The following is a 16,423-nucleotide window of genomic DNA, read 5'->3' on the forward strand; positions in this document are numbered from 1 at the left end:
CGATTATCAGTATTAAGATTGAGCTAATCGTAGTTGAATTGGCGCAACGCTAGTGCCAGAAAAGCGTGCGCCTTAGTGCTAACTAGGTTATTTATTAGTTATACAGCAATGTTGCTCTCATTAAATTTATTTCTGTTACATAAAGATAATTTAATTAAAATTAGAAATAATTTCCTGGAATTTGTAATAGTATGTTGTCAATTGATTTTCTAGAGAAGTATTCGCAAATTAGTATTTATACTTTAATTTAAGAAAGTGAGTAAAAGGGAGTGTTCATACATGGAGATATTTGATACAGATGATATAAGTCTAATTGAAAAAAACATAAAGGCATTCGAAGGAGGGGCCTTTAAAAATTTTATAAAGTACATAAAATTTCCTTTCTTTAAAAATCTGGAGCAAGATACTGAAATAAACTTCTCTTTCCCTCTAACAGTGTTTGTGGGCGAAAATGGGGCAGGGAAAAGTTCATTGCTGCAAGCATTATATGGTGCGCCAAAAGGTAAGTCTCCGGGAGAATTCTGGTTTTCAACAAGTGTTGATCCAATTGAGGAATTTGGAGAGAACCGTCACTGTTTTTTTTATGGTTTCTACGATGGTAATGAACTAAAAGAAGTGCTAAAAACTAGAGCGAAAAGAAAAAAGAATCCTGATTACTGGGAAACGAGCAGACCTATTAAGCGGTACAACATGAAAGTAATAGATAGATATGGACCTATTGAAAAGGAAGTGCTGTATCTAGATTTTCGATCAGAACTAAGTGCGTTTGACCAATTTTTTTATTTTGGAGAATTAAAAGAATATTTAGCCTCAAAAACCAAACAAGACTATTTAAGAAATCAATCAGCTATGCTTAAAAGGGTTTTTGATGAAAATAAAATCTACACATCCGGTGCAAAAGAACAAAACAAGGGAATTGTTAATTTAACAAAAACTGAATTAAATTTGATCTCCTATATATTAGGGAGAAAATATAATTCTGGAAGAATCGCAAGACACAAGTTATTTGGAAATTGGGGAACATCTGTTGTACTTGAAAGAGAAGGATTTAAATATTCAGAAGCTCACGCAGGCAGTGGTGAAATAGCTATTGTTAAATTAGTTCATGAATTACTTAAAGCTCCAAATGGAAGTTTGATATTACTAGATGAACCAGAAGTTTCACTCCATCCTGGAGCACAGAAAAGATTAAAAATTTTACTTCTAAAATTATCTTTAGAGAAGAAACATCAAATCGTTATTTCTACCCATTCTTCAAACTTTGTCGAGAACTTACCAAAAGAAGCAATCAAATTGTTCTATCAACAAGTCAGTAATAACAAAATAAAGGTGCAGGATGAGTGCTGGTATAATGAAGCATTTTATAGACTTGGTGATACGTACTCGTTAAGTTATCGTATTCAAGTTGAAGATCGACTTGCGCAAAAGTTAGTTCAGAAAGTGATAGATCATATAGGTAGAGATAAATTTAGAAATTTGGATGTTTTTTTTGCACCTGGTGGCGCTAGTGTTATAAAAAATAGTTATATTAAGTTATACTCTAGTGAGTTTCCGAATCAACATTTTGTCATTTTTGATGGTGATCAAAAACCGAATTTGGCCGTAAAGAGGGTAGCAAATCTCACTTTGCATGAAGCAGAAAGTACTGAGTTTTTAAGTAAAATGATAGAAGGTTTTGCAGGAGGGAAAGTCTCTTTTGAGGTTGATGGTAATTCAATGACCGGGGGCAGAACAGATCAGTTAGTAGATCTCCAAAAGAAATATATAAACTTTTATAACAATAATGTTTTTTACCTTCCATTAAACATACCAGATGAAATTATTTGGGATGAAAACCACATCTCACATCTTATTAAGGATAAAACAGTTTGGAAGAGTTCAATTAAAGGAAAAAATGCTAAACAAAAAATTTATGAAACATCAAATCATATTTTTGGGAACTCTTCAAACGTTAATGCTCTTGAGGACCTGTTAATAAATAATTGGATTGACAAAGAATCGAAAGAAAGGCAAGAAATAATTAATATTTTATTTAAAATTCTGGATGAAATAAACAAAATTAACGTCAGTGTTCCTGTTATAAATCAATAATAAGATTTAAGCAAAGTTTAAATCTGTTCTTGCAAAGCTGTTTCTGTGTGCATATCTCTATGAAATATTTTATATATTAAAAAACTAGATTATTCTATGTGCTGTTAAACTAGAATATAGGGAGCAAGAATTCATGGTTGCAGTTAACTTAATCTAAAATTTGAACTACCTTTCATCTCAATTTCAGATTCATTTAAGGTAATGAAGGTAATATCGATCTTGTAAGCCCCTTCTCGTGTTAAATAGATGTGTGAATGGCCCTATCGGATTGTCCTCCGGTAGGGCACTTTTTTTCCTGAATTATCCTTGAGATGATATGATAGAGAAAATAGTAGAGTGATTGAAATAGTTAGTTATCCTTAGGTTTTGGAGGGGAGTTATCAGTGGACGCCAGGCTGCACCCGTTGTTCAGGCCAATCCAGATGAATGGGACCGATGTACACACCTATTACATAGAACAACCACCGTCTTACCCGATGACAGCCTATATCGCTTGCTTCTGGGAATCGGGGACTACTTCTTATACTGGTTATAATCCTTTAGAGAGTGTGCCCGGTAGAGTATTACCTGATGGTTGTACGGATATCCTGATAACATATGATGCTGTTCTTCAGCAGCATTCTTTTGCCTACTGTGGCAATTATACAGAGCCGTTTGCCATTCCGGTGAGTGTAGAGATCAACCCGCCTGCAGACTATACCTTTGGTGTTCGATTTTTCCCCGGTGGGGCACGTCACTTTCACGGTTTGCCACTAGAATCCTTTACGGACAGGCGCGTCCCCTTGGAGGAATGTTGGCCAGCTAACATCGACGAGCTTCGCGAACGAATGGCTGGGACCAAGCATTTTGAAGAAAGGGTGCAGGTCATGGAGACGTATTTGTGCCTATTATCTGGGGATGGAAGTACATATGAGAAAGATTTGATGAAGAATGCGATGCACCGGATCTTTGTTCATGGTGGGCAGATGAGTGTGAAAGAGCTGGCCAGCTGTGAGGTTGTCAGTGAGCGGCAGCTGCATCGCAAGTTCGGTGAATGGGTGGGAATCAGCCCCAAACGGTTTAGCGAGGTCGTTCGATTTCACTGTGTTCTGAGAGATATCCATCAGGGGCATCGTATGGACTGGTCGGCACTGGCTCAGAATCATGGATTCTTCGATCAGGCCCATCTGATTCGGCAATTTCGCAAGTTTTATGGAGAAACTCCGCTGACCGCTGCGAGCGAGCATCGCCGCATGTTGTCCGAATTGTACAATAGATCAGGCGAGCTATAGTCTATACTGGACATGTGAGATTTTAAAATAAAGGGGATTAACCTATGAATGGAACAATGCAAATTCGGGATCATTTGTTGGATGAGTTGGAGACAGGCGTAAGGACCGGAGCTTCTCTGATTCGCCTAATTCGTCCGAAAGACTGGGCTTATCGCCCTCAGGAAAACATGCGTTCACTGGTGGAGCTGGTTCACCACTGGATTCAGATTACGGCATCTGACCTTGCCATCATGCAGGAGAAAAGTGAAGCGGAAGTTGGAACAATAGAGAATAGTCTATCTGGTATCGAGGATATTGAACAGCTTGAAGCGGTCCTGTGGCGCAATTTTGAAACATACAAAGCGTACATCGTATCACTGAGTGAAGAGGACCTGTTGAATCGGTCTACCACTGCCTTTTATATGGAGCATGGACATGTACAGGTGAAATGGCAAATTGAGACGGTAACCCATGTGTTCCATCATCGTTCCCAGTTGTACAACTATCTCAAGCAACAAGGACATGAGTTAAACTTTTTCATGTTATATGCATAATCATGAGGCCCTGAAGGCGGACACATCTTGTGTCGATCCCTTTGGGGCTTTTTTTGTGTTAGTAGCCTATATAAACTATGAATTCTATCAAAATGGACGTAGTTCCACGGTCAATTTACCGTTACAATGCTAGATTTCAAACATAGAATACCGTATCAAAGCAAAAGGAGGTGATTTCAATGGCCATCCTTTTACCACAACAGTTTTACAACTTGGCTGCTGGCGTAGGGAAATCGTATTACGAAAATCTGTTTGGAGGTACTAATGCCAGCATCACGGTGAACAACTTTGGACCTGCTCCGGTAGATCTGGTTGTAACTCGTGTCGATGCACCCGTGATCACGTATTCGATTCCTGCAGGTAACAGCCTCACGTTGTCGGTTCATTTGCTGCTCGTTGCTGCCTTGTTAACTACGGTTGCAGGTGCTTCGACTGGTACGATCCAAATCGCAACATCTGATTTCTAATGAACGCAGCATGCTTTGATAAGCCCTTGTCGGACAAGATGTCGACAGGGGCTTTTCTTATTATTGTATAGAAACATCTGGATTCATAGTGATATTATTATAGCGGGTTTTATAAATTAAGATGGCATAAGTAATGATTTTCTTATGCGTACGAAGGGAAGGATAAATTTGAGAAAAATCTCCATTCGTGTTCTTGGAGTGGCATTGGGGGTGTCCTTGCTACTTTCTTCTCAATCGATTCATGCGGATGCTCTAAGGACTACATTAGAGTATGGTAACGGGATCACTTATTTTGGGGAGACCAAAAATGGAAAACCAAATGGGTACGGTGTGATGACCTGGGGGAAGAGCAAAACCTATAAAGGAAACTGGGTAGATGGCAAACGTTCGGGAAAGGGTACCTATAAAGTTGTTACACGTGGTGAAGATAGTCTTACAAACCTTGTATATGATGGGTATTGGTCGAATGATAAAAAAGAGGGGAAGGGAGAACTGCGTATTACAGAAACCTCTTTAACAGGTGAGATGAGGGAGGATCAAATAAAAACCGGGACGTTTAACAAAGATCAGTGGATCTCAGGATACGATGTTCGACATGGAGAATATGATCCCCCATATTATTTTGCTTACAAAGATTCAAAAATGAGTCTCAAAATATTAGGAGAAGCAGGGGATATACTGAATGGTTTAAAGAAAGGGTATTTCTTCTCTTTTACATATCAGAAAGGAAAAGTGTTTAGAGACGTTGGTGTTGGAGATGAATATAGCCAAAAGCAGTTCAGTTCTTTTATTAAGAATATTGAAAAAGAAATAAAACCTTATATTGATCATTTTGAGAAGCTAGCTATGAAACTATAGATACTATGATACTAGGTGTTTTAATCTACCATATTACATCGTTCTGTTTATGAGGGAAGCTATACGAGTAATTTATAGTAGAGTCATTCGTAGAAGCATGCATAGAAGCAGGAGGGGTAGGAATATGGATCGAACCAATAAAACAGGCGTGAAAAGCAGAGAAACATTTCTGGAAACGGAACGTCTTCAATTCTCCACCTGGAGCGAGGAGGACCGACCTTTGGCTTCTGCACTCTGGGGAGATCCCGAGGTGACGAAGTGGGTTAGCAGCAAGGGGTTCATGAGCGAGGATGAGATCGAAGCCAGACTCGCGCAGGAAATGGAACGGCAGCGGGAGATGGAGGTGCAGTACTGGCCGCTTTTTGATAAGGAAACAGGTGTGTTCGTAGGGTGCTGCGGATTACGTCCTTATGCACCAGAGGAGAAAATCTATGAATTTGGTGTGCATCTGACCAGAGATCACTGGGGGAAAGGGTATGCACTCGAAGCAGGGAAGGCCGTTATCCGCTATGCATTTGAGCAATTGGGTGTTCATGCACTCTTCGCAGGACATCATCCAGAGAATGGCGTATCCAAACGGCTGCTGCAGAAGTTGGGGTTTACTTATAAAAAAGATGAATTCTACGAGCCGACAGGCCAGATGCATCCGTCTTACTTATTGTCGGAAACAGACATGAAGTAGTTGTACCTAAATGGCGACGTTCCGTTTTTCATTGTTTTTTTATGCGATTTTCAGCTTCTATTAAGGTAGAGGGGGTAAGATATTTCTTGTAAACCCCTTCTCGTGTTAGATAGATGTGTGACTAGCCCTGCCGGAATCCGGCAGGGTATTTTTTTGTTGTAGTTTTATAATCGATTAAATCAAATATAAACAAAAATAAATAAAGATTAAATGTGGTTTTTTATTGACTAGTAAAGATAAACAAAGGTATAATGAATGTGAAAAAAGGAACTTACTTTGTACGTGAATGGTATCGACATTTTCCAAACAAGGAGAGAATGATCATGAACGTGACCCTTAGAAACGAAGCGACGCAAGCACCGGGATGGAATATTCCCTTTATCCGTGAGATGGCGGAGATTACGCAGCATATGTGGAAAAATGGTTGGGATGAGCGGAACGGAGGGAATGTCAGTTATCTGCTGGAAGAAGAAGAAGTGGCAAGATACATTGATGTTCATCAGGTTATAAGGCGGATTAAACCCGCGTTTTCGGTCCATGAACTGGCAGGCAAATATGTGATCGTAACCGCATCGGGCAAATATTTCAAAAATGTACTTGCGGATCCGGAGAGCAATCTGGGCTTGCTGCGTGTCTCGAATGATGGAGAAGAACTGGAAGTGCTCTGGGGATTGAAGAATGGGGCGAATCCAACGAGTGAGCTGCCAACGCATTTTATGAGCCATATTGAGCGTCTGAAAGTGGACCCGAACCACCGGGTGGTCATGCATAACCATGCGACTAACGTGCTGGCGATGACGTTTATCCACGAACTGGATGAAGTGAAATTCACGAAAACCCTATGGCAGATGTGTACAGAATGCGTGGTCGTTTTCCCGGACGGCGTTGGCATCATCCCGTGGATGATACCTGGATCGAATGAGATCGGCCGTGAGACGGCGGAGAAAATGAAGGAAGTTCAAGCGGTCATCTGGCCACAGCACGGGATCTTCGGGACCGGAACAACCATCGATGAGGCCTTCGGTCTCATTGAGACGATTGAGAAAGCAGCTCAGGTTTACATGTTGGTTGCGGGCCATGAGATTCAGCAGCGAATTACGGATGAACAGCTGACCACGTTGGCCCAGGCCTTCGGGGTTACCCCGCGTGCAGGTATACTGAATTCAACAAAAATTAGCGGATAGACCAAAAGAGATTGCGATGCACATGGAAAGGACGGCTCTCAGGAAATACCTAAGAAGCTTCTAATTGAAGAGAAAAGCATTAGGAGAACATCTAAATTAATGCAATTGACAACCGTCCTAAATCTTGGTAAAGTTCTATAAAACCGCATAATGCATTCTGGGAATGTTACCGATATGGGCATAACCTGAGCTGGCTTGTTTACGCTACGTGTGTAGACAGGCTGGTTCGGGTTTTTTTGTTGCCCTGAATCGGAGAGGTGGTTGTACATTACTTAATGCAGATGAAAGGAGAGTTCGTTATGGGCAATTTCAAATTTCCTGAAAACTTTTTGTGGGGTGGTGCCATTGCCGCCAATCAGGCCGAAGGGGCTTACCTGGAGGATGGCAAAGGACTAAGCATCGTGGACCTCCTGCCTTCCGGAGAGAATCGCAGAAGCATCATGAAGGGGAACGTACAGGGATTTAAGCCACAGGACGGAGAATTTTATCCTTCACATGAAGCAATTGATTTTTACCACCGTTATCCGGAGGATATCGCGCTATTTGCTGAAATGGGATTCAAGGCACTCCGGGTTTCCATTGCATGGGCACGTATTTTTCCGAGTGGGGAAGAGTCGGCGGCAAACGAAGCTGGGCTGCGGTTTTACGACAATCTTTTTGATGAAATGCTGAAGCACGGAATTGAACCGGTTGTAACACTTGCCCACTTCGATGTACCAGTCAACCTGATTGAGAAGTACGGGAGCTGGAGAAACCGCAAGCTGGTGAATTTGTTCGAAACCTATGCCAAAACCGTATTTACACGTTACAAGGATAAGGTTAAATACTGGATGACATTCAACGAAATCAACATGCTGTTGCATTTGCCGTTTCTGGGTGCGGGCTTGGCTTTCAAGGAAGGAGATAATATAAAAGAAATTCAGTATCAAGCAGCTCACCATCAGTTGGTCGCAAGCGCATTAGCCGTTAAGGCCTGCCATGAGATCATTCCTGGGGCCATGATTGGCTGTATGCTTGCAGCGGGCAGCTTCTATCCGTATACCTGCAATCCAGACGATGTGTTCCAGGGTATGGAGAAGGACCGGGAGTCTTATTTCTTCATCGACGTGCAGTCGCGGGGGGCATATCCCGGGTATGCGAAACGCTTCTTTAAGGATCATGGTCTGAACATCGTGATGGAACCGGGGGATGCGGACATTCTGAGAGATCATACCGTAGATTATATCGGATTTAGCTATTATTCCAGCCGAACAACAAGTACTGATCCGGAAGTGGTCAAGAACATGACCAGCGGTAATGTATTCGGATCAGTCGCCAATCCTTATTTGGAGAAATCCGATTGGGGATGGACGATCGATCCGAAGGGATTCCGCATAACGGCCAATCAACTGCATGATCGCTATCAAAAACCACTCTTCGTGGTCGAAAATGGTCTTGGGGCCAACGACGAAGTTGCGCCAAACGGAGAAATTCACGATGACTATCGCATTGATTACCTGAAGCGGCATGTTGCCGAGATGGGTGAAGCGCTGCAGGATGGCGTTGAAATTATCGGTTACACTAGCTGGGGGCCAATCGATATCGTGAGCGCATCGTCTGGCGAGATGAAAAAGCGCTACGGTTATATTTACGTAGATCGCGACAACACAGGACATGGTGATTTGAAGCGAATCAAGAAAAAAAGTTTTCATTGGTATAAGAAAGTCATTGCATCCGGAGGTACGGATTTGGAGGCGTAAGACAATACCTTATTCATTCCGAAGGTTCACCTCGGCTGGTGGATCTTCGGAGTAACAGGGTTCCTGTGAAAGCGTTGACATATCTGTGAGTTCGCGATATACTTTACGCAATTATATCGTTTTGGGATTGTTACTACATATCATGTAGGCAAAACCTAAGCATGCAAAATTAGGCGTCGGTTTATTTGTCGTTCGTACCGGGTAGTTACGCTCTCAAGGGCGTTAATTGCCTTAGGCAAAAAGCTGTCCGTCTTCCGAGAATAACGTTTCAGGACGTTTTTCCGTTTTGTACTGCTTCAGGTTTTTTTTGCATCTCCAAAATGCGATAGGTTGTAGTTACGAGTGGATCGTGAATGGGGGATGGAAGTGAAAATAGCCAAGGTCATTAACAACAATGTAATCAGCACATATCAGACAGACGGGGCTGAGCTTGTCGTGATGGGACGAGGAATTGCCTTCAAGAAGAAACCGGGAGATAAAGTAGACGAGACCCGCATCCAGAAGGTATTTGCCCTTAAGAATAAGCAGACTTCTGATAATTTCAAAATGCTGCTGCGTGAAGTTCCGATCGAACTGATCGAAATTGTCGAGGAGGTCATCACCCACGCTAAGGATAACATGGGGAGAAGCCTGAATGAAAATATTTACGTCTCCTTGACGGATCATATTCATTTTGCAATCGAACGCTATCGCGAGGGTGTCGATATTAAAAATGTGATGTTATGGGAGATTAAACAGCTCTATAAGTCTGAATTTATTCTAGGATTGAACACGCTGGAACAGATCAAATCCAGGCTTGGATACGAGCTTCCCGAAGATGAGGCTGCCTTCATCGCGCTGCATATCGTGAATGCAGAAATGAATGAAGAAGTTGTGACCACGATGAACATGACCAAATTCATTCAGCAAATCATCAACATTGCGAAATATCATTTCAAGATGGAATTTGACGAGGAATCCCTTAGCTATTTTCGGTTCATCACCCATCTGAAGTTCTTCTCGCAGCGAGTATTAAATGGAACGCATTATAACAACAACTATGACCATATCTACGACATGATTAAAGAGAAGCATCAAGAAGCAGCGGCCTGCACGGAAAAAATCCAAATGTTTGTCAAAAAGGAATACGATCACGACCTGACGAACGAGGAAAAACTGTATCTGACGGTGCATATTGAAAGAGTAGTTAATCGTTAATAAATAAATGTTGACAAAAATGGTTTTATAATTATATTATGTGATTAACAGGAAAAACATATGATTTAACTGGGATTGTTACTGGTTATGCAGGCAAAACCTAAGCCATGAAAAGGATGCATCGTTTGTGCACCTTTCTTCAAGGCTTAGGTTTTTTGCGTGCAAAAAATCAAAGACCTGTCGTCAATAAACATGGGGGTGCAGAATATGAGTCATGAAAAGCTGGCCAAAGATATCGTTCAGCTGGTCGGTGGGGAGAAAAATGTCGTTTCTCTGGTGCATTGCGCAACACGCTTGCGGTTTGTATTAAAAGACGACGCCAAAGCCGATAAGAGCAAGTTGGAAAAATTGGATGGTATCATTGCCGTAAAGGAGAACGGTGGACAGTTCCAGGTTGTCGTTGGCAATACGGTACCCGAGGTTTACAGTGCTATCGGAAAAGTGAGCAACATTTTGGATGATTCCTCAACCAAGGAAAAAACGGGGAAATCCGTCAAAGGTCTTGGCGGCATTATCGACGTGATTTCAAGCATCTTTGCTCCACTTTTGGGTGTCATGGCGGGAGCCGGGATTTTGAAGGGACTTCTGCTGATCGCCAGCAATGCAGGATGGCTTGAAACAACGGACACAACCTATATTATCCTTTATGCTGCTGCAGATAGTCTGTTTTACTTCCTGCCGATGCTGTTAGCGGTTACAACTGCGCGGAAATTCCAGGGGAATGTTTTCGTTGCGCTGACCATTGCGGGCGCATTAATATATCCGACCATTATTACGCTGAAAAATGAAGGTACACAAACTGATTTCTTTGGCATTCCGGTAATTATGATGAGTTATTCATCGACTGTTATTCCCATCATCATATCGGTTATCGTGATGAGTTTGTTGGAGAAATGGTTCAGTAAAGTGATCCACCAGAGTGTCAAAAACTTCATTACGCCTCTATTGCTCTTAGTCATCATGGTTCCGCTGACGCTAATTGCATTTGGACCATTCGGTGTATACATAGGTAATGCCATCGCATCAGCTCTGGTTGCCGCATTTGGCTTCAGTCCTTTGCTTGCGGGAGCCGTTATGGGTGCGGGCTGGCAACTGTTCGTCATTTTCGGGGTGCACTGGGGCCTGGTGCCAATCTTCATCAACAATGTCGCGGTTCACGGCCGTGATGGCATTAAGCCTGCTGCAACAGCTTCAGTATTCGCTCAGACGGGAGCTGCATTTGGGGTCATGCTTAAAACGAAGAACAAAAAGCTGAGAACCCTTGCAGGGTCCTCCACGCTGACGGCTTTGTTCGGGATCACTGAACCGGCGATCTATGGGGTTACGCTTCCGCTGAAACGCCCATTTATCGCAGGTCTTATCGGAGGTGCGATCGGAGGCGCGATTATCGGGCAAGCGGGGACGCAAGCTTTCGCATCTGGTGCGCCGGGGTTGCTGACCCTGCCGATCTTCTATGGCCCAGGCGGTCAAGGTTTCCCGGGATTAATTATCGGAATTGTTGTTTCCTTTATCGTATCGGCCGTATTAACGTATATTATGGGCTTCGAAGATCCGGTGAGTGAAGAAGAGAACAAGGGCGCTACAGCCGAGAAAGCCGCTCAATTGGAACCTTCGACGCAGGCAGCAGACCAACTGGTGCTCAGCCCGATCCAGGGCAAAATCGTTAATCTGACGGAAGTTCCGGACCCGGCTTTTTCGTCCGGTGCTATGGGGCAGGGGATTGCCATTGAGCCAAGTGTAGGAAGAGTGGTAGCTCCGTTTGATGGTACGGTTACGGTGGCCTTCAAGAAAAAACACGCACTGGCTGTCGTATCCGACAGTGGTGCGGAAATATTAGTTCATGTTGGTGTGGACACCGTCAAATTGGATGGGCAGCATTTTGTCTCGCATATCAAGGAAGGCGATCGGGTGAATGCTGGAGATCTGCTGCTAGAGTTCGATATTGCCCAGATCAAGGCTGCCGGATATGCTACGGTAACGCCGATTATTGTGACGAACTCTGCTAATTACCAGCAAGTGCAGCCGCTAAAAGCAGAGGGAGAGGTTAATGCCCAAGATTCGCTGCTGAGCCTTTACGGTACAAAGTAACTTCATCAATACATGCATTTACCTTCTAAAAATGAATGGCCTTTGGTTCAATGAACCGAGGGCCATTTCTTATTTTTCGGCTAACAAACGTCATTTTGGTTCAAAAAAATTCAAAACACTGATAAAGAACCGCTTTGTTATCCATTATTGAATCGTAGGATGCATTATCACACGCTGGCGATTTTCGGGTGAAATGACGTATTGTCAGGGAGCTTTGGATTTTGCATAATAACAATGCTTCACAGATGAGAGATGGAAGGAAGTAATGATCATGCTTGGCAAAATGAAGAGAATCTTAATCGGCAGACCGATGAAATCGGCTGAACTGGATGCAGAAAAGTTGGGGAAATGGAAGGCACTCGCCATCCTGTCCTCCGATGCGCTATCCTCTGTAGCCTATGGAACGGAACAGATTTTGCTGGTGCTCGTAGCGGCCGGATTTGCCGCCTTGTGGTATTCTGTGCCCATTTCCATCGCCGTACTCGGATTACTCGTCATTTTAATTTTTTCCTACCGTCAGACGATATTTGCTTATCCTACAGGTGGCGGTGCGTATATCGTAGCCAAGGATAATCTGGGGACAACATCCAGCCTAATTGCTGGAGGATCTCTGCTGGTCGATTATATTCTAACGGTTGCTGTAAGTTCATCTGCAGGGACGGATGCCATTACATCGGCTTTTCCGGTGCTTCATGATTACAGCGTAGTGATTGCACTAATAATGATTGTTTTTCTGACGATTATGAATTTGCGGGGGGTTACGGAATCGGCTTCCGTACTGGCCATTCCGATCTACCTGTTTATCTTTTCAATTGCGGTTTTGATTATATCGGGCGGCATTAAGTTTCTGACAGGCGGCATGGAAGCAGCCGCGCCTGAATTCGGAACAAGTCTGTCGCATGTGAGTATATTTCTGCTGCTGAAGGCATTCAGCTCCGGCTGCTCTGCTCTAACCGGTGTGGAGGCCGTTAGTAATGCCATCCCGAACTTCAAGCAGCCTGCCGAAAAAAATGCAGCTGGCACGCTGATGCTCATGGGATGCATTCTCGGGGTTATGTTTATCGGGATCACCTTGCTCGCCTTCGGTTACGGAGTGAAGCCGGATCCCCATGCTACGGTGATATCACAGATTGCCGAAGCAACCTTCGGCAGAGGGTGGATGTATTTTATCATTCAAGGTGTAACGGCACTCATCTTGTTCCTGGCAGCAAATACGGCGTATTCCGCATTCCCACTGCTGTCCTTCATGATGGCCAAGGACAAATATATGCCTCATATGTTTATGGTTAGGGGAGACCGGCTGGGCTTCTCGAACGGGATTATTTTTCTGAGTGTCATGTCTGCCTTGCTTGTTGTTGGATTCAAAGGAAATACGGAAAGCCTGATCCCGCTCTACGCGGTGGGTGTGTTTATCCCATTCACCCTGTCGCAGCTCGGCATGATGATTCGCTGGATCAAAGTGAAGCCGTCAGGCTGGCAGATGAAGCTGCTGGTGAATACGATTGGTATGCTGACCACACTGTCGATCACTTTGATCTTCATTTTCACCAAGTTCACGCAAACGTGGGTCATCTTTATCTTTTTGCCGCTTGTTGTATATGTCTTTATGCGTATTCACCGCCATTACTGCAATATCGCAGATGAGCTGCGCATTGATATTAAGCTTGATAAGCCAGCCCAAAAAGGCAATACGATCGTCATTCCGGTTGCTGGGATTACACGGGTGGTCATGAACACGATCAGTTATGCACAGACGATGTCGGATCATGTGGTGGCCTTGTATATCGGATTCGATGATGAGTCCATCCGCAAGATGGAGCAGAAGTGGGAGGAATGGAACCCGGGTGTGCGACTGGTTGTTATCAAATCGAGATACCGCAGCATTATGGGCCCGCTGAAGAAATTCATCGATACTGTGGAGTGGAAAACGGCCGAGACCGACCATATCACCATTTTGATTCCGCAGTTCATCACCAAGCATTGGTGGCAAAATGTACTGCATAACCAGACCAGCTTCATGATCCGGGCTTATCTGATTAATTATAAAGACGTGATTGTGACGACGGTACCTTATCATCTTAATCGATAGAGCTGTGCCACTGCCTTTTGGGCAGTCGCGCCTTATCTGAATTCTACCGATGACTTTGCCTTTACCATGCTATCGCAATTAGCCAATGATCTTAACTAATCGACAAGTTCATTTGGACGTATTGTAGATTATTGTAAAAAAAGGATGGTAATATTACAGCATACCTGTTTATATTTCGTTTACACAACGAACCGCAGCAATATCCCGTAATGGGGATTACTGCGGTTTTTTTCGTTCGTTTATAAGCCTTCAACCTGTCGATCTGAATGATCGTTCATATGTAAAGTCCCTAATCCACGATTAACGTGAAGTTGATTCTGAGTGAATCCTGCTGTGACATTTGACTTTTACACTAGATAACGTGGTGTTGATGAAGCTTAAGTTACATTCACACACCGAATGCATAGACCAAGGGGGAAGAAAATCCGATGAGTGAGCTTGACAACCGGATCAGCTTGCCCGCCGCCAGACGGCGCGTATCCGATACCAAAGAGCGCCGGACAGCTTCGCTGCGAGTACAGCGGATGCGGGAGAATCTGCTGGCCTATGGTTTCCTGGCACCATCGCTGCTTTTGTTTGCAGTGTTTCTGTTTTACCCGATGTTCAAGTCTGTTTATCTGAGCTTGCACTCAACCGATCCAACCGGCCAAATCGCGGCTTATGTGGGACTGGACAACTTCAAGGCTGTGTTTCAGTCGGGACTGTTCTTACAGGGCATGAAAGTAACGCTGCTGTTTGTCCTGTTTACGGTGCCAACCGGCATACTGGCTGCCCTGATTCTGGCCGCGCTGACTCACAATCGTTTCAAGGGCATGCGCTTGTTCCAGTTTGTGTTCTCTCTGCCTGTTGTATTATCGGTTGGTTCATCGGCTGTCATCTGGAAGTTCCTGTTCCACCCGACTCTGGGCATGTTGAATTATCTGCTTAGCAAGGTGGGTATCGATCCAATCCCCTGGCTGACCAGTCCGGATTGGGCGCTAGTCTCCATTTCCATCATGACGATCTGGATGAATCTTGGATTCAATTACATTATCTTGTCCAGCGGATTGCAGGGCATCCCGGATGAGATCTATGAAAGTGCGAAGATTGATGGTGCAGGACCTCTGGTTACGTTTCGCAAAATCTCCATGCCACTGCTTTCACCAACGCTGTTTTTTGTTACAGTCGTTTCGATTATCGGAGCCTTTCAGTCGTTTGGACAGATTAACATATTAACCCGTGGGGGCCCAATGGATAGTACCAATGTATTCGTCTATTCGATCTATCAGGAAGCCTTCGTGAATTTCCGCTTCGGAACGGGAAGTGCACAGGCACTCATTCTCTTCGCGGTCATTATGCTGCTGACCCTGATTCAGTTCAAGTGGGTGGAAAGGAAAGTGCATTACCAATGAAGACACCGTGGACGAAATCGCTATTGTATGTGTTGCTTACCATCTGTGCGGCGTTAGTGCTGTATCCGGTGCTGTACACCTTTTTCATGGCCGTCATGACGCCTGAGGATGCCAGTGCCTATCCGCCGCATATCATTCCGAAGTCGATCGATTTATCCAACTTTACCGAAGTGTTTGATATCGTTCCCATCGGTTCCTTCATCGGAAATACATTCCTGGTTGCAGGTCTGACGATGCTCGGACAGCTGATAACAGCGAGTATGGCTGCGTATGCTTTTGCCAAAATGCAGTTTAAAGGGAAGAACGTTGTCTTCAGCATGTTTGTCGCAACGATGATGATCCCGTGGGAAGTCACCATGATTCCCAATTATCTGACCATCCGCAGTTGGGGGTGGCTGGATAGCTATCAAGGGCTTACCGTACCATTTCTGGCCACGGCATTCGGCACATTCCTGTTAAGACAGTTTTTCATGCAGCTGCCGAAGGAGCTATTTGAGGCGGCAAAGATCGATGGGTGCGGACATATCCGCTATTTTGTATCCCATGTTCTGCCGCTATCCCGTCCTGCATTAGGAACGCTGGCGATCTATTCATTCCTGAATATGTACAACTCGTATCTCTGGCCACTGCTTGTAACCAACACCCCAGAGATGAGAACGGTACAGATCGGAATTTCGATGCTGGAGTTCCAGGAATCCACGGCGTGGAACCTGGTATTTGCCGGAACGGCACTAGTTATCCTGCCGTCGCTGCTGCTGCTTGTTTTTGGGTTGAAACAGCTTGTCCGGGGTATGGCTGCAGGCGCGCTGAAGGGTTAGTTAAGTAAATATGTT

13 protein-coding genes are annotated in these 16,423 nt (G+C 44.1%); all 13 read left to right on the top strand.

What is annotated here, in order from left to right; all coding sequences use genetic code 11:
• Positions 1–279 precede the first annotated feature (279 nt).
• Positions 280–2,091 carry an ATP-dependent nuclease gene (locus F4V51_RS06290; RefSeq protein WP_153977315.1) on the top strand — a complete coding sequence of 604 codons (1,812 nt, stop codon included), beginning with the start codon at positions 280–282 and terminating at the stop codon, positions 2,089–2,091.
• Between the two features lie 383 nt (positions 2,092–2,474).
• Positions 2,475–3,362 (top strand): helix-turn-helix domain-containing protein, encoded by an 888-nt coding sequence (locus F4V51_RS06295; protein WP_153977316.1) that lies wholly within the window; start codon positions 2,475–2,477, stop codon positions 3,360–3,362.
• A 44-nt stretch (positions 3,363–3,406) separates the two neighbouring features.
• A complete protein-coding gene (locus tag F4V51_RS06300; RefSeq protein ID WP_153977317.1) occupies positions 3,407–3,895 on the top strand; it encodes a DinB family protein in 489 nt (162 codons plus the stop codon).
• Positions 3,896–4,074: 179 nt separating this feature from the next.
• Complete coding sequence (locus F4V51_RS06305) at positions 4,075–4,362, top strand: hypothetical protein (protein WP_153977318.1); 288 nt, start codon at positions 4,075–4,077, stop codon at positions 4,360–4,362.
• 168 nt (positions 4,363–4,530) lie between these two features.
• Positions 4,531–5,220: an MORN repeat-containing protein gene (locus F4V51_RS06310; RefSeq protein WP_162009905.1), complete on the top strand. Its 690-nt coding sequence runs from the start codon at positions 4,531–4,533 to the stop codon at positions 5,218–5,220.
• 124 nt (positions 5,221–5,344) lie between these two features.
• Complete coding sequence (locus tag F4V51_RS06315; RefSeq protein WP_153977320.1) at positions 5,345–5,902, top strand: GNAT family N-acetyltransferase; 558 nt, start codon at positions 5,345–5,347, stop codon at positions 5,900–5,902.
• Positions 5,903–6,225: 323 nt separating this feature from the next.
• Positions 6,226–7,086, top strand: a complete 861-nt coding sequence (rhaD, locus tag F4V51_RS06320; protein WP_153977321.1) for a rhamnulose-1-phosphate aldolase — start codon at positions 6,226–6,228, stop codon at positions 7,084–7,086.
• 299 nt (positions 7,087–7,385) lie between these two features.
• Positions 7,386–8,825 (top strand): 6-phospho-beta-glucosidase, encoded by a 1,440-nt coding sequence (locus tag F4V51_RS06325; RefSeq protein WP_153977322.1) that lies wholly within the window; start codon positions 7,386–7,388, stop codon positions 8,823–8,825.
• A 366-nt stretch (positions 8,826–9,191) separates the two neighbouring features.
• The gene (gene licT / locus F4V51_RS06330; protein WP_127538299.1) at positions 9,192–10,022 is read left to right on the top strand and encodes a BglG family transcription antiterminator LicT; all 831 of its coding nucleotides are present in this window, start codon (positions 9,192–9,194) and stop codon (positions 10,020–10,022) included.
• 207 nt (positions 10,023–10,229) lie between these two features.
• Positions 10,230–12,110: a beta-glucoside-specific PTS transporter subunit IIABC gene (locus F4V51_RS06335; protein WP_153977323.1), complete on the top strand. Its 1,881-nt coding sequence runs from the start codon at positions 10,230–10,232 to the stop codon at positions 12,108–12,110.
• Between the two features lie 271 nt (positions 12,111–12,381).
• Positions 12,382–14,199 carry an APC family permease gene (locus tag F4V51_RS06340; RefSeq protein ID WP_127538171.1) on the top strand — a complete coding sequence of 606 codons (1,818 nt, stop codon included), beginning with the start codon at positions 12,382–12,384 and terminating at the stop codon, positions 14,197–14,199.
• A gap of 428 nt (positions 14,200–14,627) precedes the next feature.
• Positions 14,628–15,590, top strand: coding sequence for a carbohydrate ABC transporter permease (locus tag F4V51_RS06345; RefSeq protein ID WP_153977324.1), 963 nt, complete (start codon positions 14,628–14,630; stop codon positions 15,588–15,590).
• Positions 15,587–16,408, top strand: a complete 822-nt coding sequence (locus F4V51_RS06350; RefSeq protein WP_153977325.1) for a carbohydrate ABC transporter permease — start codon at positions 15,587–15,589, stop codon at positions 16,406–16,408. The genes F4V51_RS06345 and F4V51_RS06350 overlap by 4 nt, the downstream gene beginning before the upstream one ends.
• Positions 16,409–16,423 lie beyond the last annotated feature (15 nt).

It is taken from the genome of Paenibacillus xylanilyticus (assembly GCF_009664365.1).
GTDB classification, from domain to species: Bacteria; Bacillota; Bacilli; order Paenibacillales; family Paenibacillaceae; genus Paenibacillus; species Paenibacillus xylanilyticus_A.

What these genes read in the sequence shown, in the direction of transcription:
- F4V51_RS06290 (WP_153977315.1), top strand. Translation starts at nt 280, where the DNA reads ATGGAGATATTTGATACAGATGATATAAGTCTAATTGAAAAAAACATA.
- F4V51_RS06300 (WP_153977317.1), top strand. Translation starts at nt 3,407, where the DNA reads ATGAATGGAACAATGCAAATTCGGGATCATTTGTTGGATGAGTTGGAG.
- F4V51_RS06305 (WP_153977318.1), top strand. Translation starts at nt 4,075, where the DNA reads ATGGCCATCCTTTTACCACAACAGTTTTACAACTTGGCTGCTGGCGTA.
- F4V51_RS06315 (WP_153977320.1), top strand. Translation starts at nt 5,345, where the DNA reads ATGGATCGAACCAATAAAACAGGCGTGAAAAGCAGAGAAACATTTCTG.
- rhaD (WP_153977321.1), top strand. Translation starts at nt 6,226, where the DNA reads ATGAACGTGACCCTTAGAAACGAAGCGACGCAAGCACCGGGATGGAAT.
- F4V51_RS06325 (WP_153977322.1), top strand. Translation starts at nt 7,386, where the DNA reads ATGGGCAATTTCAAATTTCCTGAAAACTTTTTGTGGGGTGGTGCCATT.
- F4V51_RS06335 (WP_153977323.1), top strand. Translation starts at nt 10,230, where the DNA reads ATGAGTCATGAAAAGCTGGCCAAAGATATCGTTCAGCTGGTCGGTGGG.
- F4V51_RS06340 (WP_127538171.1), top strand. Translation starts at nt 12,382, where the DNA reads ATGCTTGGCAAAATGAAGAGAATCTTAATCGGCAGACCGATGAAATCG.
- F4V51_RS06345 (WP_153977324.1), top strand. Translation starts at nt 14,628, where the DNA reads ATGAGTGAGCTTGACAACCGGATCAGCTTGCCCGCCGCCAGACGGCGC.
- F4V51_RS06350 (WP_153977325.1), top strand. Translation starts at nt 15,587, where the DNA reads ATGAAGACACCGTGGACGAAATCGCTATTGTATGTGTTGCTTACCATC.